This window comes from Vibrio sp. V38_P2S17PM301 (assembly GCF_009904845.1).
Lineage (GTDB): Bacteria > Pseudomonadota > Gammaproteobacteria > Enterobacterales > Vibrionaceae > Vibrio > Vibrio proteolyticus.
Genome location: NZ_WXWO01000064.1, coordinates 17,088 through 35,292 on the forward strand (window position 1 = coordinate 17,088; position 18,205 = coordinate 35,292).

An 18,205-nucleotide genomic window follows, 5' to 3' on the forward strand; every position below is an offset into this window, starting at 1 on the left:
TATGTACTATTCGAACTTGTTCTGTTCCAGAATATAAATTTTTTTATTCAAAAAATTAAATACAGAATTTTCTACGGAGTACGTCGCATACGCTTACTCGGTGAAGAGGGGGCGTTTTTTAACAACCAAAGTTTCAAAGCATCAAGTGAGGCAATGGGTACACTTTGAACAATGTTCTCATCAGGGTGTTCAAACAGCAGCTCAAAACGCCCAGTTTCATTGCCAACCAAACTATGTAACCACTGAATGTACTTGTTGAAAGCAGTGAACTTAAGCCCTCTCTTACCTGCAAAGAACTCCGCTATATAATCCACATCAATAATGCGTGAAGCTATATTGGCTTCTTTTTCGAGACTTACACTGGCTTTAAATAAAGACTGATTGCAGACTTCATTACTATATATATTTATGTGAACATCGGGATTGTCCGCTTTAGTAGACCATGCAATATAGTGACAGTTAATATGCTGATTATAAGGAATTTTGGCACCCTGAAGAGTTTCACACAAAGTCTTCCTGAGTGGCTTGTCGTTTTCGCTTACAATATCACCCACCTTATACTTAAACTCAAATATCGCGAATCTTGTACCTTCTGTAATAAAAAAGTCCGCACCCAGCTCGCGGTCTTGTCCGTCTAAAGGAGCAGAAATTAGCGTTTTTTTCTCTCTTCTTGCTAACTTCTCCACCCGCTTTCTAAAAATTTCTATTACAGAGTCTTCATGCTTACGCCTTAGCTTATCTTCCAGTTCTTTGAGAATCTGACTTATTTTTTCTTCACTATCCACAACTAATCACCTTTGATATATAGTTACTAAGAAACGTCTCGTTAAGGGGTAGCAAAGCTGCCGCTTGACCTGAACTATTAAGTCGTCAATACAAAACCCAAACTTTAAACTAAAAACGCCGCGCGCTACGAATCACTCTTAAACAGTTTGTTATATTTTTTCTTCGATGATGGCTTTTGCTGCTTCTTTTAACAGGATATTTTTCTGTTCTTCAAGTGATTTTTTAGCCTCAGGACATGTAGTGATCGCCATAATTTGATCCAAATACTTAATCTTTTTTGTATAGTCACGTTCAAGAAGAATCAAACTTACTTCATATCTACTGAAAGCCAGACCTAGAGTTATCAAATACGAGGCTAAGCCAGCTACAAAGGATATCGTTTGCTCGGTGACATAAGGTGTGAAAGCTGAATTTATAGGAAGAGTCTTCGACCAAGTAAGAATAATAAAAGTTATCACGCCAGTTATAGCCGCACCACTTAACAGATCAGACTTTTTGATACTTTTTGCTTGTTGAGGCAGCTGTTCAGACATGCTTACCTCCCTTGTGGGCTTTTACTAATTCCCAAAGAGGGTCGTCTGGATAAAGGTATAGCACATTAGTTTTCTTACAGCCGAACTGATCAATGACTACTACTCGGACCTTTCTTGTCTTGAGTCGGTGCACCACTAGTGGTGTTAAGTAGCGTAGAACTAATGCCGCAATTATTAGTAGTGACACAACTATAGAAGTTTCCACTGTTTTTCCTCGGCTGGTATGTGATCTTTAACCTTTGTAATAGTGTAATTGACAGTCGCTTTACCTGTCAGTTTAGTCTTCTCTTTGTACCAAACGCCTTCAACTTCTAGTAGATCATCTTTTGAAAATTTTTCTTGATTATCTGATACCCGTTTTAGAAATTTTGGATCTGTAATAGATACGGTGACACTATTCGAAGGGTTATCTTTTGAAATTAGCTTCCACTTAGACCTTGGATTATAACTAAGTGTTTCAACATAATAGAAGCCAAAAATTTCACCTTCCTCCACAATATGCTTATGACTTCTCCTCAATACTAGGTTGTTTTTGTCTTCTTTGGTTATCTGAATTTTCGGAGAAGATGAGATTCCATGATCGATCGTTAGAGTGTCGATTCCATCTTCAGTTAAGGGAGTAGCTATATCGCTAATAGCGGAACGAATTTTAGGGTTAGTTAGTATTGCACACTGTAGTTCATCTAGAACCACTTTTTCCCCATCAATATCGACTTCGAAACCATCAGCCGTATCCTTAATTACAATCTCTGTAGTAGCAAGGTCCATCTGTCTTAGTAGGTTTATGGAGTACTGGATGGAATTGAGCACTGAGCGACTTACAGAAACTGTTTCAATGGACTGTTGCGACTCCGACTCGGACGTAAACAGTTTTAACCACCACCAAAGAGAGCCTTCTTGAAACCCACCTTCTAATAAAATCTCGGTGTTAATTTTTGATTTATATATTCTATTCGCTTCTTTATATGCTTCGCGGTAAATAGTATCAAAGCCCTCGATACTTGCAGAAACATAAGATGCTTTCATTTGATGAGAACGGATTCTCTTACCTGAGCCGTCATAATGTATTTTTACTGACTGGTTGTTAATTAGTTCCATATTATTCCTTGAAAAATATAACGCTATGTTGAGGTGTGAGCAACGCAATACGATGTTTCTGCACACCACCTTAATCACCAAAATCAACGCATGGTAAAAATGCCACGCGTTGCGAATCCGTCTTAAAGCGTTTGTTAGCCCGTTGTATCGGTGAGCTGATAACCTATCGCTTTTTAGCACCAATATTTGTTGATACTACATAAACGTCACCCCTTAGTTTTGACTTAGAAAGTTCAAAACCTTCAAGGTAAGCAGACAACACAAAAACAGAATGTGGCACCCAATCGCCAATATCACTCTCTACCAGATGCTTAATCGTGTAAGAATCTACACTATGTTTTAAATTTTTGAGTTTGTTTCGGTCAGCGAGCCACTCTCGGCACGGAACTATCATATTTGAAAATTTAACTATGTCTCTTTTCAGGTCATCTAGCGTTTCAGACGAATCAATCTGACCACATTGTTTCCAAAGCTCTTCCATTTCTTGGGTATATAGATTATCCATTTAATAAATCCTCTTTTGGGTCATTCAGATCGGAAAGTTTGATTTAAGGGCTAACGCCGTATTAAGGTGTGAGGCACGCTACCACTACACTCAAAATGGACGCCGTAAACACTAAACTTGACCCAAACCAAAAATGCCAAGCGTGCTGAATCACTCTTAAATTGTTTGTTAAGTGTGTTTTTCGAAGCGAGGTTCCTGCATTTCTTTAAACACTTCAGCCATAGAAACAATACGACTGTGAGGTGTTAATTTCGAATTTATATGGTTAATGAGTTCGTCCAGCGCTTTATACAGGTTCTCAAGCCATCGATCACAACCAATCGTATCGTAATACAGTGCCTCTTTATTATCTTTAAAGCTCCAAGTATCGAAACGGTATCTCAGACCTACTGGAAGTTGGTCAAGTTTCAACAAGTCATCTTTAAATGGTTCGAGAACTTCAGCTGGAATTTCTCCATCTAGTTTACGAACCATCTTTCCAATGTTGTGATCAAATTTTTCAATCCAGTTTACTAGTGTTTTTCCTTTACGTTCATTGTACGTGTAATAACAAACGATAGCTTTTAATGCTGACTCAATCCCCATGCGTAAATCCACAAAACACTTGGTTCTTCTTGATTTAGGGTCGTAAAATAGTGGGCCATCACTATCAATGCAGTACCGATATCTAATTTTAAAATCTATTGCATCATGTAGAAAGTGACTAGAAACTTCCAAATAGGTTGGTCTTGTATACTCTTTTTCTTCTGTCATACTTTAAATTTCACTCCATACACTTAACGCCCAATTAAGTAGTAAGCAACGCACTACAAAAGTCACCGCATTGCGCCGTAAACACATAACTCACCGCAAACCAAAATTGCCACGCGTTGCGAATCTGCTTAAATTGTTTGTTATGTGATTTAGTTGAATACAACAATAAAACCTGAATTTGATGTATAAACCGCAGCTTCAGGGCCAGTAAAGTCATTATCAAGAAGAGATACTCTTAGAGATGCTTGACCTGAGAACACCAGTAACAAAGAATCTTCTGCCACTTTTAGATCCACAACCTCACGGAAAACCAAAGACTTCATCCCATCGCATCCACTAAGTGTAATTGGGTTGTGAACCACTAGTCGGCCAGAGCTAAACTTTAACGATGATAAGCCAACACCCTCAACTCTACTCAGCTTGGAACCAATTAATTCCGTAATTCCGTACATTTAGCCTCCAATCACATAACGCCGCGTTAAGTAGTGAGCAACGCTACTACTAACCCCAAACCATTGCACCGTAAACACCTAAACTCAACTTGGACTGAGAATGCCGAGCGTTGCGAATCTGTCTTAAACGCTTTGTTATAAATCCTTTAACGTCCTTACTTTAAGAACTTCTCGCCCCCAATCGGTGTCACGTTCAAGATGAGTTAGAAGTTCGTAAAGCTGCGTCGGATTGTTAGTTATAACTCTGAATTTAGGGTCATTTACGAATCTAGCCGATAACGTATTGTTAAAAAGCTCTCCATACACCTCATTTTGCATACAAACTAAAAAATCATGGGTATAAAATAGGCACTGATTCGTAGTCCAAAACATAGTATCTAAAAACTCGATTTCAGATGAACCAAATTGAGTCTTAACCATTTTGTAGTGTTCCGATTGCAGTGCATATCTAGTGGCTCGAAATAGTAATGGGTTTATAATTTCGTTAGCTTCTAGAACTTTACACAGCCCCATCACAGTGTCTGTACAAGCTTTAACGATAACTAACCGTTCTTCTACATTTAAGACAGTTAAGTCACTTTTATTTTCGAGGTAGACCTTTTTAACATTGGCCGTTGAGCTTACCTCTTCACAGACGGATAAAGCTATTTGTGCTTTTTCAGAAATCAACTCAAATGCCTTGATCTGATGTTGTTTCTTGAACGTTTGTTTTCGCTCATCTTTGATATTTTGAATTTGTTTTCCAACTTGCTTAAAAGTCGAAAATATTGCTACCGCTGCTATAAACGGAGCAGAAAAGTCTTTCAGAATTGTATAAACATCCAATTGGAATAACCTCTCATTTCAACTTCAAGTTCAAATAGGATTTATAACGCCGCGTTAAGGGGTGCAGGCACGCAATACAAAGGCTACCGCACAGTGCCGTAACTACTGAACCCAACGCAAACTGAAAATGCCACGCGTGCCAAATCCCTCTTAAACGCTTTGTTAGGCATTTTCTGTTTCAGAATCCCACTTACCCGTTCTCAACTTTTGCTGAATAAAACGTCTCACTTTACTTTCAATTTCTTCATTGGACTCACTAAAAGGTCCTACTTCAGAACCGCAACTATCACACTTGTAAGAAATGGAATCTACGGCTGCATATGAAGAGGCATATTGGGGAAAGACTTGGTACTGGCAGCGGGTGCAACACGAATACAAATTATAGATTTCTCCGCCATTGGAACCAAAAGTCCAGTGCCACTCTAGACCAAAAAATTGGTCAGATGTGTAACTTTTCCAAGTTTTATTTCCTGAGCTAGGCAAAAAGATCTCTTTCATAATTAGCAGTAACACAATTATTGTAATAACTGTACATATCCCCATGATACCGATTAACCAATTAGGAATTTCTGTAGCATTCAACAAATAATTAAAACCTTTAACGAAAACCAGCTTAATGCTTGGCCACCAATCCAAAAAATAGGTTAATATTGCACCAAACAGCGCCAGTAAACCTGTAGCTATAATTTTACTCCAAACAGGATCTTTCCAAATTTTACCAATCAACTAGTTTTCCTCGTTATATGCCTAACGCTATTTAGACAGCCAAACGCCATTTAATATGCAACTAGATTGCCACCTTTTGTCTGTAGCGACAACCAACACTTCCATCAAATCAATGAACTACGATATCGATCAAAAAATTATACAGATTGTAATCTGCTAATTTTGCTTTTGGTCACATTTAGAATGCATAGGCAAAAGTGCCGGAGGGGAGGGAAATGAATTAATAGGCTGTTCGTTGTATATTTTCTACTGGATCAAAACTTAACAGTAATTGGTGTGGCCTCATTCCAAACAATGTCTCTCTTTCCAGTATAGATCTTGGTGGTCTTTTCGTTTGCATGAGCCATTCGGATTGTGGCGCTTTCACCCAAAGCCTCAATGAGGTTGGCTGATAGCCTACGAATTTCATGATAAGTAGGGCGCTCAGATTTATCTAACTCAGAAAAAAGTCCAATCTTGTCTCGCACTTTGCTGAACTCTCTGCTGATGTTGTGGTGATGCACTTGATAAGGGTGCGTGCACTCTTTTGCGATCCCACGTTGAGACGGAGGCGGCTTTTTGTGAACTATGTAGGGGCAAAGTAGGCGATCGGTTTTCGAAAGATCTACGATCTCTTTTATTGCTTCAGTCACTGGTATTGCTACAAATGAAGAGTCTGACTTCTTCACTTTTTCGCGATGGATATAGAGGGTGCCGAAGATCGGGCAACCGTCTACTTCTTTGGTTGTGTCATACCAAACAATGCCACAAACGCCTTCCTTTGGTTCGCTGATCTTGTACTTAATCCGATAAACTTCTCTAACAGCATGAGTCGTTTGGAGTGATAGTGACATTGCGACCTTCAGGAACAAAGGGGCAGCAGCGTATATCTGCTCATAGTCAGAAACCGTTAAATCACGACGCTTCTTCTTAAAGTCTTCTTTGGTAACCTTCTTCATTTTCTTCTGAAGCATGAAGTTGAAGTCCACAGCGCTTTCATCGGCCAAGTAAGAGAAAACCTTTTTTAGGTTTGAAACTTTGCCGTTGAATGTCCGCTTGGCCGAATCGCCATACTCATCGCTAAGGAACTGATTTAGGTGCGCCAACGTTAGTGTTTTAGTATTCACTTCGCCCAGAGCTTCTTCCAGTTTTGCGCACTCGTTGATGAACTTGCTCAGTACTCCTGCAGACAAGTCTTCTTCCGACTTTACTCTATTAATTACGATTGGCAGCCACTCTTTTAGAGGTTTATCAAAGCGATCGCGTCTTTGAGTTGCTGAGCTATATTTTGACGTTGACTCTAAACTAAATACGGAATCGTAGGAGCGATGCTTTGTGTTGTACGCCATGGCGGCTTGAATTGCCTGGTATTCTGTCGTTCCTACAGGAAACAACTTCATCGCACCATCTATCGTTTTAAAGCGGAAACGAGTTTTCCCTTTGTGTTGTACTTTTAAAAGGAACTCTGGGTAATGAGAGGTACCTTTGCTTCTACGACGCGCCGCCACTGATCAAGACTCCAAAAAGCTTAGTAATTCGTTGGTTTTATCTGCTGGGCTGGTATCGTCTTTAACAATTACCATGTAGGTGCCCGTTGGTGTGGTAGTACCTGGTATCTTTCCGGTTTTTATCCAGTTAACCACAGTGGCTTTTGTGATATCTGAACCCGGCCAGAACTCTTCTAGATATTGTTTAGGTTTGATGATTCTCATAAATCACCTCGCAGTGTGTATTTACAGAACAAACAATCGTATGGTCAACCACCAACACATAAAGGTATGGTGGTTGACCGATTCATTTCTTTGTTAATCCAGAGTAGGGATTGAAGTGCTGATTCTTCTTGCTGCTCTTCGGTGCATTTCGGTTTCTAAAGAAGTATGCCGATGATCCGTTTAGCTTTCCGTCTTCAATAGCTGCCATTTCTTGTTGAAACTCGATCTCATTGAGCCGCCTAACAACGTCAGGGCTTCGTTTTTTAAGCTGTGGGTGAATGCTATTTTGTGGGCGTAAAGCCATCACTCCTTCCACTGCCTTCTGGATTTCATCGTGATCCATCATGTTGCTTCCTCACATAATCGCTGCTGCATCACGAGCAAACATGTTCAGGAACTCGGGAGTGATGGTTATCTCTGCTGGACACTCACGGCTGATTCCCCAGCCGTTACTTTCGTTTTCTGGCTTTACCAGAGTCAGGTTTCTAACCTGGCATAAGAGCTGTCTACTGAAGTAGGGTTCTGATGTAGTTACTTTTCCGTATTGGGTATCAATGGTTGCCGCCATGGATATTTCCTCGCAAGACGCGCCCTCACGGAGAGGGCGCGGTGATCATTAAGACGTAAATGAACCGATGAACGTATCAATCTCGATATCTTCATCTTTGAAACAGGCTTGGAGTTTGGTTTGGAACTCTTCGCCCATTTGCTCTTGATGTTGCTCCATCTTCTTGATACGTAAGATCAGAGTTTCATTTCCGATGGTGCTCATGCGCATTTCAAATGTCCGCTCTGCTAAACCGAGGAACGGCTCACACGTGAAATTGAAAACGGCTGGCATCGGAAATTCTTCCTTTGTACGGACTGCAATCGACTCATATTCCGACTGATGATGACTAAAGTCATCCACGTTCGATTCTCGGCCAGCTTTAGCTTCAAACTTCATATTGCGAATGGCTGCTGACGCGACGGCATTCTCGATGAGATCACCAGTGGTCGAGAACACTTGAATAAAGTCGCTGTAATCTTCGACCCACTCTGCCAGCTTCTTTTGCCCCAATCGTTCTTCATTGATGCTTATCAAAGCGTTAAAGGCCGCTGTTTTACGTAGCGCTAGTTTTGCCTGATGCTTACAATGACCAGGATGTGATTGAGTACCAAGGTCGAAGATAGTCTGTGCTGCCATGTTGTCTGCATTGATGAAACATTGATTGCCAACCAGTTGGTACTGTTCGTGGTAACGAACAAACTCATCAATATTGGCAGTTTGCATGACACCGCGGAACTGATTGCGATTAAGCATGTATTTTTCCAGATCATGCAGAGATAACGATTCTGGTAAAGCCGCTACTGGGAACCCGACTGCATTAAGTTGTTTAAGAAACTCAGGTGTATTGGCTGTTTCCTGAATCTGCTGAATGGCTGATTTATCCATGTTGTTTTTCTCTTTATCAGTGAGTTAAAAGTTGAGGGGATTAGCCGCGAACTTCGCGTAGCATGCCTTCTTCGATAGCCGTTTGGCCGTGAATGTCTTCTTTTGGTCGGTCGTAGGTCAGTTTGCCGCCTTTCCCTACGTATGCGATTGAGGTGTACTGGAAGTCTTCGCTTTTGGTACCGAAGCCTGTTTTGGGCTCTTTCACCGACATGTTGACGGTGATTTCGACCATTTCATTGTTGGTACCCATCGGTTTTAGCTTGAGATCCATCTTCACATTCCCTTGCTTATCACTGTATGAGACAGCACGGGCGACGTTCGATAGCGCCAAACCAACGACATTAGAAATAACGCCGCCGTCGAGTTCCTGCATCAGTTTAGGGAAGTTGGTGGTTCGGTCCTCAAGACTGAGGTTGCCTGCTTCTTGCTTTGACATGTGTTTTCCTCGCTGTTAGTTCGTGAACTAAATGAACGAAGTAAATGTACCATAAGTACAATTGTTGTAAAGTACTAAAAGTTCATTTTTGAATGTGTGAACTTGTAGGGATAAAAAAACCGCCATAAAGGCGGTCTTAAATGTTGAGTAACTAGATGCTTAAATACCGAGTTCTGTACTCATGTATTCTGAAAAGTCACAATATGTTTTGTGTCTGGCAGTTGTTATTTGGATTATTTTATCTGTATAAAACGTACGCCAATCATCTCTCATATGGCACATAGCTCTGATAGTCAGTTCACCATAATAGTTTGGCATAATACCGTAGATGGTAATATCTCGTTCTGTTACTTCACCATTTCGATCGGAATATACAATGGTAGCTTTACGCTTTCCTTGCCACAGTATGTCATTTCGCTTGTCCCAAGGCTTCGTATTAAATAGTCGAATGGCTTCATCGTCATGAGTTTCGCTATATGGAGAAATGGTGACAGAGTCTACCTTTTCCCAACCTTGCCAACGATTTTCGCCTGGCTTAAGTTTTGGCTGTGCTGTAACTTTTTTCTTCCAAAATTTTATAGAAAATAGAATTGCTAATACTGTGGCTATTAGCCAAATCAATACACCAAAGCCAGCAGAAAAATTAACAACGGCGATGACGAGAGAAACTAATGAAATAGATATAGCCATTAACAATGATGCTAAAAACCATTTAAATTTTTCCATTATTTATCCATCAATAAGCAGTTATAGAAGAACGGAGTACCAGAACACGCGGCCTACAATAGTAATCTTCTGCTCTTGTATCTGTTGTTCTGTATATTCTCTGGGTGGGTATTCCATCTCATTAAAACTGTAAATTCTTAACCCTCCACCGGGCAAGCTATACAGTTTTTTTATAAACAGTTCACCGTTGTGGTTGATTGCAAAGATCTTTCCATCTGTAAGTTTCTTGTTTCCACAGTCAATACCAACAGTAGAGCCATCGGGCAGAACTGGCTCCATACTATCGCCGTGCACGGCGACACACTTAGCGTTTTCTGGGGATACGTTATATCTCCGTAAGGTCGACTTGGCGAAACGAAGACGATAGCCTTTATCGTGCTCAGCATCTGTAACGAATCCATTGCCAGCAGATAGCTTTACATCCGACAAAAATGGAATAGCAACTTCATCATCGCCAAGTGGTGTGCTGCTATCCCAAACTTGCATATTGCCAAGGATCTCGGCATTTCCTTTATGTGCTCGCTCTTCCTTGCCATATTGCAACCAATACAAGCTCACGCCTAAAAAATCAGCTAGTTCAGCCATCTTATTTTGACGTGGCATAGACTCTGCGTTTAGCCACTTGCTTACAGCTTTAGGTGTCACTCCTAGCCTTTTTGCAAGAATGACCCCGCGTCCGTGTTCTTCAATCCCAGATTTACTGCAGGCCTGTGCGAGCCTTTGGGAGAAGTCTGATCGCACATTTTCACTATGAACCATAGGTTCAATAATAAGATCTCTTGCATGTACTATCAGTTCCGTCATAATATGTACCAAATGTTCATTTGTTGGGGTGAGGGTATGTTAAAAGAGGCGATTAGCTCAATTGGTTCTCAAAAAATCGCTGAGCGATGTCAGGTCAGTGTCCGTGCAGTTTACAAATGGAGTGCGAGGGGAGTTCTGCCACGGACGGAGTACACCGGTGAAACAAACTATGCAGAACAAATAGAAGACTTATCCAACGGTCAGTACAAGAAAGACCAGCTACTGAAATTACCTCGATAAGTTAATTCTTTCAGACTTTCTGAAAATGTTTAACCACCAATCAAAGGAGCAAATGGTGAATAAGAAAGAGATGGTCAACCGAACCATTGCAGGTGTCACTGGCGGCAAAGAAGCGGTCGCGGCGGTGTTGGGGATGTCTGTCGACAGCTTCAACAATCACCTTTACGAGAAAAAGGGCTCTCGTTTCTTCAGCGTAGATGAGCTGGTGGAGATGGCAGACCTAACGGAATCCACCTATGTAGCTGAGTATTTCGCGGAGCGGGTAGGGCATATGGTTATCGAGAAGCCAATTCCGGCTGAACTGGATAACGTGGATATGTTTGATTGCCACCTTCAACTGAATGCGGTTAAAGGTGTTTTAGACAAAACGATCAATGAAGCAAAGTCCGATGGTGTTTTTGATGCCCGGGAACGCAAAGTGATAAAGGCACTTAAGAACGAGTACCAGGCGATGTTCGAAACATTCATGCTCAAGTTAGACAGTTTGTATTCGGAGGAAAAATGAAGACAAGAGCGTTTTGGGAAACGGTAGAGCAGATGTCGATGATGACGTTAAACACTTGTCGAGTTGCATCACATCAAGGTCAGAGTACAGAGACATTTGAGCGGGAGCAGATTCAGTTTCTGAAAGAGAAGTGTGAGCGACACTTGCGCGTCTTAGATGAAGAGAATGAGTTGGCTTTAAACCGCGGCAACGGTTTAAAGCCGAGTGAAAAACCTTGCGAGGAAATTTCACATACCACTTCGGAGAAGCAGTAATGGGAAGCATAGCACTAAGAGCTCGCATAGAGAACCACCAATGGCGTTTGTTCAAGGTGGAAAAGGGGATGCGTACAGAAATCACGCACGATGAGCTGGCGGATTTGTTTGAGGCAAAGCGGATATACGTTAAGGCAGTTTATGAGGGGTTGAATTGTGGCTAAGAAGGATCGTATTGAGCGTGACTTTTATCCAACACCTCCATGGTGTGTAAAGGCGCTCATGGGTTGCATTGAATTAAAAAGCTCTGATGTTTTGCTGGAGCCATGTCGTGGGAACGGCCGAATTACGAATGAACTCCCTGCCGGCCACCAAGTGAAATGGGCTGAAATCGCAGATAGCGTGGATTATCTCACCCCTGGCAGTGACTTAACCGCAGACGTGATTATTACCAATCCACCATTTAGTTTAGCTCTTGAGTTTATTGAAACCGCGCTTTCACGTGATTTGGCTCCTGACGGAACTATGTGTTTTTTATTACGGCTTTCGATGTTGGGTAGCAAGAGTCGGGCGGATTTTTGGCGAGAGTTTCCGTGGACAAACTTGTTGCTCCTGACTCCTCGACCATCGTTCGTACATGGCCGTAGCGATAACTCTGAGTATGCCTGGATATGTTGGGACAGGGGAAGTCGTATAAAACGCCCTGTATTCTGGACGTTGAAGAAGGAAGAGGTTTGTCATGACTAGATTGTTTGATGTTGTGCGAGAGCTATCTGGTCAGGGTTCGGTGATAAGCACACCTCGTCCTTACATTAAGTTCTGTGAAGGCAACCATACTCATGCGGCGGTACTGTCTCAATTGGTGTTTTGGTCCAGTACTAAACCGGATGGAGAGTGGTTTTATAAATCTAATGACGAGCTTGGTGAAGAGCTCTGTCTTTCAAGCGATCAGGTTCGTTACGCGATTCGACAACTGAAAAAGCGTCTGGAAGGGGTCATTCATAGCAAAGTTCGAAAGGCTAATGGGGTGCCAACCACTCACTATCAGATAGATGGCAACAAGTTGGTTGATCTGCTGTTCCCTAAAAACGAACCAAATTCCCAAATGGAAATGGGAAAATTACCAGATCGGCATGAGCCACAAATTAACGAGCACAATTCCCAAATGGATTCGGTAAATTTACCAGATGGAAATGGGATTTTTCCCAAATCGAATTGGGAAGATTACCAAAACCATGGAAGTGGGAATTTTACCGATTCCATTAACAGATCCAAACCAGATCCAAACGAACAGATCTCTGATGTTCCGAGCGAGCTCGAAACCGACGATAAAGCTGATCCGATTTTATTTGAGATCCCACTCAAAGGGAAAAGTGCGCTGCATCAAGTCACTCAATTTCAGGTCAGTGAGCTTCGGGAGCTTTACCCTGCGGTCGATGTGCCTCAGCAGATACGAAACATGATTGGCTGGTGCCAGGCTAACCCCACTCGGCAGAAAACCGCGTCCGGAATTAAGCGATTTATTCACTCATGGTTGTGCAAAGAGCAGGACAAAGGTTATGTCGTGTCAGCGCATCAACCGACGCAAAACTCGGACGAGAAAAGCGTTCTTAAACGGAAAATCCGCCAACTGGAGATGGATATCAACAACGAAAACTCGGCTTTGATTTCGTTTCAACAGCGTAAGTCGCCGGCATCGAATGAGGCCGTGAAGTCTGCTGAGCGAAAGTTGAAAACAATGATGGCCGAACGCGAAGAACTGATTAAACAACTTGGGAGGATAAATGGCGAGTGAGAAAGATCTGTTGCATGTGATGAAATCTCGTAAGCGGCTTTGGACTCCTGGTGAGCTCTGTCATGAGTTGGGTATCCATGTCTGTGAGCTTGTGCGATTGATCAATAAGGCTCGTAAAGCAGGTGTCGCTTTACGGTGTGAAAACGGAAGTATCACGGGATACACCAGTAAGTTTTGGCTGGCAGAGGTGGCTGAATGTTAGTGCTGCAACCGTTTGTTCAAGCTGATCTTGGATTGATGATGTTCAAGCCTGGTAAATCATTGCTGAGCGAGCTAGTAAAGATGAGTCAAGGGAACCGGGTGCTCATCATGCCACTGCCAGATGAACTGGTGAATGTACCAAGCGGTAAGTTAGATCGACCAGTGGTGAATTGTCATCCTCGTTCTGCACTGGATAGTGAGGAACTGCAGTCATTTTTTGCAAACTCAGAAGTACAGCGTCGTTTGGGAAACGACTTTGAATTTTGGCTGAAACGTATTCCACACTGCCAACTATCTGATGGGGACTATTGCGATAGCAATTTAACGATTTGCCAGAAAGAGCAGGGCGCACTTCGAATTTGTTGGCATCACGACAATCAGGAGCGAGCGAAACCAACGGTTCAAGCGGAAGCGATCGCAATGCGTAACTTGTATATTTGGGCCACTGCACGGATAAAGGTTCAGTTAAAGCTCGATGCCCGTCACTCACTGTCCTTGCCTGAGATCGGTTGGTGGAGCATTAAAAATAGAGTGTTCGAGCTTTTACCAAGTCGTGTAGCCGAGAAACTGTTGGCTAAACGTAACTGCAGCCGTTCTGTTATGGTTGGTGGTAAGCGTGACACCGACGATCGCTTTCAGAAAAGTCCTTCTGACACTGTTCGCGAGTTGTCTAAGCCTCTGATTGAAATGCTGGTGGATGATCAGCCACCAGCGATGTTTATGTCGCGGCCAAAAGCAATCACCTGGCAATCAGAGAAATACCTGAAGTTCGTACGCTCTCTTCCTTGTGTCGTGACAGGCCAGACGGAAAATGTGGTGGCTCACCACCTTATCGGTCATGGTGAAGGGAAGTTGGGCGGAAAGGCACATGACCTGTTCACCATGCCATTGACTGCCGATGAACATCGTCGTTTCCACGATGATCCTAAAGGGTGGGAAGCGCGAAATGGTTCTCAGCTTTATCATGTAAAGCAGACAATTAAGACTGCATTAAACTTGGGGGGGTTGTACTGAGGTTTAATTTATAAATCCTTATGTAATTAGTCGGCATAACTTCGCTTAATAATTTTTGATTTCCTTAATATCACATAACGCTATAAATAAAATGAAACTAGCGTACTAGTCTATTGAACGACTAACTAAGAAAATTAGTTAGGTGTTGGTAAAGGTAAAATTTAAAAAAATGGAGCAATGTTATGGTTGATAAAATTAATGATCCTATGGGAGTTATGTCTGAAGGCTTACCTTTAAAGTCTTCCAAGCATTACGATGTTGGTGATGGTTGGAAGCTTGTTTATACTGGTGAAGAGTTTCGTCGCCCTAAGTCGCTAAAGCGTGTTGCGATTAGCCGCGTTGAAATAACATTCGACTCGGAGAAAAACCTAAATAAATTTCTTGAACTACTCAAAGAGTCTGATGATCGTCTAAGTAAAGTTCCAAACGATGAAGTGATGTATGATTGGCAAGCACCAAGAATGAAAGATCTAACGGTACGGTTTGGTGTTGCATGGTATGACAAAGATTTCTTCTATGAGAAAAAAGATGTCTACTTGTCTGATATGCATAAGAGTATTTTTAAAAAATTTGGTTCTAAGCCAGAGTTGATTCGAGTGGAGCATATTCCGTTGTAGTACTAATCGTGTGCTCATTTGATACTACGACATTGAGTAGTAAGTGACCCGGTGATCACTCCGGGTCACTGGTGTAGTTAGCAATTAAGCAGCGTTCTTTAGGTTGTTGTAATACTAAGTAAGACTCAGGATCGTATCAGCAGCTATGGCAGATAGGATTTTGTCAGCAGTCATTCCATAATCCAGTTGAGCATTATTTACTTTAAATTTGAAAAGTTGCCGTTCTTCAAGGTTTCAATCGTTTCTGTCTCTTATAACTATTATTAGTACTGGCTTTCTTCGAGAGGAGTCTACATGCGTGAGAACTTGAGAGCTTGTTTAGCTTTTATAGCCTATACCGCGTTGGGAGGGCATGCGAATTACATCATGGACATGGCCTCAAAGAAAAAGTTTGATATCAAAGGGACCGTCGGAAAAAACAATATCAGTGTGTATTACGAAGAGCTGCGGTGTTCGGTCACGGGGACCCGGAATCGCTTATATGATCATTGTGGAGCGCACGAAGTAGAGTTCTATCAATACGATCAGGATTTTTTTGGTTTGGATAAGAGCAATAGAGGTTTCTTTGAAGGACACGTAAATGTAGAAAGTGGGATCATTGATTTTTACGATAGCTTCGCTGGTGGATCATTTAAGTATAAAGTTCTATAAAAAAGCCCTATTAAAGATAAACCTTATAGGGCTAGACTCAAATCCAAGTTGTTGGCGTGTTTGGCTAGAAACACATGGTGATAATAATTTGAAAATGGATTCTAAGTCAACTCACTCTAAGTTATTTATTTTTATTAAGTTATACGTGTTTATGAATGAGTTGTGATAGCTGTGAATAGTGCTCAAATGGAGTAATAGACCAGAATTTGTCATAAGTTAGGGAGTGCAAAATATTCCCGGGTCTAAGATGAGGGGGTAATTCACATCGTTGGTTACGTATCGTAAGTAATCGACCGACGAATGTCTGGTCAAAGTGTTGTTCAATAATCATTAAATCAAGCTTCGTACCGCAGTGTGTTTTGAGCACAACTTTGTCTCCCAGAACTGGTTGGTATCCTAGTGATGGAAGCCCCAGTACTAAAGTTTCTTGACAGGTTTTAAGTAACTTCATAACGCTCTTCATCCGCGTAGACTCCTACATAACTACAACCCTTTCGCGTGTTTTATTTTCTTTATCTATGCATTTTTTCATATATCTCTTTAGTGGTAGATAATTGGAATTGTGCGATACGTTGCATATTTTGATCTGTGTTTCTAGACTGATATGTGTTGGTTTCCTATTAATAAGTTGTAATGTGTTCAGATTAACTCCAGTGAGGGAACTATGCGCAATGGAAGTGTGCTAGGTGAAGAGTCTGTATCGATAACGCCAAAGAGCGACGCATTAAAAGATCAATACCTCCAATACATAAATGATATTTCCAATGTTGATTTATTGTCTCACGAGGAAACGCTGTGCTTTGCAAGGAAAGCCAGAAGAGGAGATACGGCCGCGAGAGATGTGCTGATCGAGGCGAACTTGCGATTAGTCGTTAAAATTGCCCGTCAGTACTCGAAACGTACGACTTGCAGCCATAGCCTTCTGGATTTGATCGAAGAAGGGAATCTTGGTCTTATCCGTGCGATAGGCAAGTTCGACCCGGAGATGGGAAACCGTTTTTCGACTTATGCTGTTTGGTGGATCAAAGAGTTTATCGAAGCCTCTCTGCTCAATAAGGCGAGAACAGTTCGTTTACCTATTTATGTTCAAAAAGAAATCTTTAGGCTTTACCGAGAATCACAAGAAGTCACGAAAGAGCTAAATAGAGAACCAGCAGTATCAGAGATTGCAAAGAAGACAAATAGAGATGTTTCTGAGGTCAGCGAGCTGGTGGAACTTAGTGGTTTTATGCACACTAACTCAACTGTGGATGCGGATACAGCGCCTGTTTTGGCTCCAGAGGAATATGAAGATGTCAGAGAAGAAAGCATAGATGATCTACTACATCAGCCAGTGCTGCTAGCCAAGCTGGATGAACTGATCGATTTGCTTCCAGAAAAAGAGAAAATGATCGTCATACATAGATTTGGTTTGCGGGGCGAAACTCAGAAATCACTCGATGAAGCCGGTGTATTGGTTGGGCTATCTTATGAGCGTGTTCGACAAAAGCAAAAGATCGCTATTAGCAAACTCCGGTGTAGATTAGTCAGTTCTGGATGGATCCTTTAACTACCCATCCATAGTGGGTAAGTATATTTAAAAAATGGAACACGTGTTCCATGCCTGTTACTCGTATAGACTCCAGCAATTTCGTCCATTGTTTTTACTGTTGTAAAGAGCCTGATCGGCTCTCATGAACATCGTTTCTTCAGAATCCAACTGTGTTGTTGCACCTAAGCTAAGCGTAATGGTGGCACCAGGCTCTCTCCATCGGGTTCGAACCATTCTTTTGTTAATTCTTGACAAAATACGACGGAGGATTGGTTTAGAAGTGTCGAGAATGCAAGCAAATTCATCTCCACCAATTCGATAGACGCTATCTTCCCCAACTTCGTCTTGCAGCAGTGCGGCCACACGCTTAAGTACTGCATCGCCAAAGAGGTGTCCGTAGTTATCATTGACTTGTTTGAAATTGTCAATATCGATTAATATCAAGCAGAAAGGGAGCTTTTGTTCACATTGTCGTTCGATATCCTCATCAAATGCCCGGCGATTGAATACGCCAGTCAAAGGATCTACTCGAAGAGAAGAACGATACTGCTTCTCTATTTTCTCAAGACTTTTTTCTACAAACCAAGCTTGTGAAGACCCTGGCATAAGGCTTCTTTGAGTTCTGTTCTTATATAGCTCTAGGCGCCGTTCAACAAAGCGTAGTTCTTGCTTGAATATACGAAGTAG

General features: G+C 41.8%; 25 protein-coding genes. 8 read left to right on the forward strand and 17 right to left on the reverse strand.

Features of this window, described 5'->3' with window-relative positions; translation table 11 throughout:
- Positions 1-71: 71 nt before the first annotated feature.
- The 16 genes from CAG64_RS14700 to CAG64_RS14775 form a co-directional block, all read right to left on the reverse strand.
- Positions 72-785 (reverse strand): hypothetical protein, encoded by a 714-nt coding sequence (locus tag CAG64_RS14700; protein ID WP_161488863.1) that lies wholly within the window; start codon positions 783-785, stop codon positions 72-74.
- A gap of 150 nt (positions 786-935) precedes the next feature.
- Positions 936-1,319 carry a hypothetical protein gene (locus CAG64_RS23660; RefSeq protein WP_202601096.1) on the reverse strand — a complete coding sequence of 128 codons (384 nt, stop codon included), beginning with the start codon at positions 1,317-1,319 and terminating at the stop codon, positions 936-938.
- 189 nt (positions 1,320-1,508) lie between these two features.
- Positions 1,509-2,417, reverse strand: a complete 909-nt coding sequence (locus tag CAG64_RS14705) for a hypothetical protein (RefSeq protein ID WP_161488864.1) — start codon at positions 2,415-2,417, stop codon at positions 1,509-1,511.
- A 163-nt stretch (positions 2,418-2,580) separates the two neighbouring features.
- Entirely contained in the window at positions 2,581-2,922 is a 342-nt protein-coding gene (locus tag CAG64_RS14715; RefSeq protein ID WP_161488865.1) for a hypothetical protein, read from the reverse strand.
- Between the two features lie 168 nt (positions 2,923-3,090).
- On the reverse strand, positions 3,091-3,675 hold the full coding sequence (locus CAG64_RS14720; protein ID WP_202601095.1) for a hypothetical protein: 585 nt from the start codon (positions 3,673-3,675) through the stop codon (positions 3,091-3,093).
- Between the two features lie 149 nt (positions 3,676-3,824).
- Entirely contained in the window at positions 3,825-4,127 is a 303-nt protein-coding gene (locus tag CAG64_RS23665) for a hypothetical protein (RefSeq protein ID WP_021704931.1), read from the reverse strand.
- Between the two features lie 135 nt (positions 4,128-4,262).
- Positions 4,263-4,952 (reverse strand): hypothetical protein, encoded by a 690-nt coding sequence (locus CAG64_RS14730; RefSeq protein ID WP_161488986.1) that lies wholly within the window; start codon positions 4,950-4,952, stop codon positions 4,263-4,265.
- Positions 4,953-5,114: 162 nt separating this feature from the next.
- Entirely contained in the window at positions 5,115-5,678 is a 564-nt protein-coding gene (locus CAG64_RS14735) for a hypothetical protein (protein WP_161488985.1), read from the reverse strand.
- A 254-nt stretch (positions 5,679-5,932) separates the two neighbouring features.
- A complete protein-coding gene (locus tag CAG64_RS14740; RefSeq protein ID WP_161448378.1) occupies positions 5,933-7,165 on the reverse strand; it encodes an integrase in 1,233 nt (410 codons plus the stop codon).
- A 3-nt stretch (positions 7,166-7,168) separates the two neighbouring features.
- A complete protein-coding gene (locus CAG64_RS14745) occupies positions 7,169-7,369 on the reverse strand; it encodes a hypothetical protein (RefSeq protein ID WP_161448380.1) in 201 nt (66 codons plus the stop codon).
- 82 nt (positions 7,370-7,451) lie between these two features.
- The gene (locus CAG64_RS14750; RefSeq protein WP_161448382.1) at positions 7,452-7,715 is read right to left on the reverse strand and encodes a hypothetical protein; all 264 of its coding nucleotides are present in this window, start codon (positions 7,713-7,715) and stop codon (positions 7,452-7,454) included.
- Between the two features lie 9 nt (positions 7,716-7,724).
- Entirely contained in the window at positions 7,725-7,937 is a 213-nt protein-coding gene (locus CAG64_RS14755) for a hypothetical protein (protein WP_161448383.1), read from the reverse strand.
- 48 nt (positions 7,938-7,985) lie between these two features.
- Positions 7,986-8,804 carry a DUF2303 family protein gene (locus CAG64_RS14760; protein WP_161448386.1) on the reverse strand — a complete coding sequence of 273 codons (819 nt, stop codon included), beginning with the start codon at positions 8,802-8,804 and terminating at the stop codon, positions 7,986-7,988.
- Positions 8,805-8,844: 40 nt separating this feature from the next.
- Complete coding sequence (locus CAG64_RS14765; protein ID WP_161448388.1) at positions 8,845-9,240, reverse strand: hypothetical protein; 396 nt, start codon at positions 9,238-9,240, stop codon at positions 8,845-8,847.
- Between the two features lie 159 nt (positions 9,241-9,399).
- Positions 9,400-9,966, reverse strand: a complete 567-nt coding sequence (locus tag CAG64_RS14770; RefSeq protein WP_161448390.1) for a WYL domain-containing protein — start codon at positions 9,964-9,966, stop codon at positions 9,400-9,402.
- A 21-nt stretch (positions 9,967-9,987) separates the two neighbouring features.
- Entirely contained in the window at positions 9,988-10,770 is a 783-nt protein-coding gene (locus tag CAG64_RS14775; protein ID WP_161488984.1) for a LexA family transcriptional regulator, read from the reverse strand.
- A 292-nt stretch (positions 10,771-11,062) separates the two neighbouring features.
- On the opposite strand from CAG64_RS14775, the gene CAG64_RS14780 reads away from it, so the two are divergent.
- The 8 genes from CAG64_RS14780 (at position 11,063) to CAG64_RS14815 (ending at position 17,536) form a co-directional block, all read left to right on the forward strand.
- Positions 11,063-11,515, forward strand: a complete 453-nt coding sequence (locus tag CAG64_RS14780; protein WP_161488983.1) for a YmfL family putative regulatory protein — start codon at positions 11,063-11,065, stop codon at positions 11,513-11,515.
- Positions 11,512-11,769, forward strand: coding sequence for a hypothetical protein (locus CAG64_RS14785; RefSeq protein WP_161454144.1), 258 nt, complete (start codon positions 11,512-11,514; stop codon positions 11,767-11,769). The genes CAG64_RS14780 and CAG64_RS14785 overlap by 4 nt, the downstream gene beginning before the upstream one ends.
- Before the next feature lie 156 nt (positions 11,770-11,925).
- Complete coding sequence (locus CAG64_RS14790; protein WP_161488982.1) at positions 11,926-12,456, forward strand: DNA methyltransferase; 531 nt, start codon at positions 11,926-11,928, stop codon at positions 12,454-12,456.
- Positions 12,449-13,504, forward strand: a complete 1,056-nt coding sequence (locus CAG64_RS14795) for an ATPase (protein WP_161488981.1) — start codon at positions 12,449-12,451, stop codon at positions 13,502-13,504. Before CAG64_RS14790 ends, CAG64_RS14795 begins: the two co-directional genes overlap by 8 nt.
- Positions 13,505-13,699: 195 nt before the next feature.
- Entirely contained in the window at positions 13,700-14,719 is a 1,020-nt protein-coding gene (locus CAG64_RS14800; RefSeq protein ID WP_161488980.1) for a DUF968 domain-containing protein, read from the forward strand.
- Positions 14,720-14,901: 182 nt separating this feature from the next.
- Positions 14,902-15,336: a hypothetical protein gene (locus CAG64_RS14805; protein WP_161488979.1), complete on the forward strand. Its 435-nt coding sequence runs from the start codon at positions 14,902-14,904 to the stop codon at positions 15,334-15,336.
- 294 nt (positions 15,337-15,630) lie between these two features.
- On the forward strand, positions 15,631-15,987 hold the full coding sequence (locus tag CAG64_RS14810) for a hypothetical protein (protein WP_161488978.1): 357 nt from the start codon (positions 15,631-15,633) through the stop codon (positions 15,985-15,987).
- 664 nt (positions 15,988-16,651) lie between these two features.
- Positions 16,652-17,536 carry a sigma-70 family RNA polymerase sigma factor gene (locus CAG64_RS14815; RefSeq protein ID WP_161488977.1) on the forward strand — a complete coding sequence of 295 codons (885 nt, stop codon included), beginning with the start codon at positions 16,652-16,654 and terminating at the stop codon, positions 17,534-17,536.
- Positions 17,537-17,593: 57 nt separating this feature from the next.
- Here the strand turns inward: CAG64_RS14815 and CAG64_RS14820 are convergent.
- Positions 17,594-18,205: GGDEF domain-containing protein (locus tag CAG64_RS14820; protein WP_237668429.1), on the reverse strand; the 612-nt coding region annotated here is incomplete at its 5' end.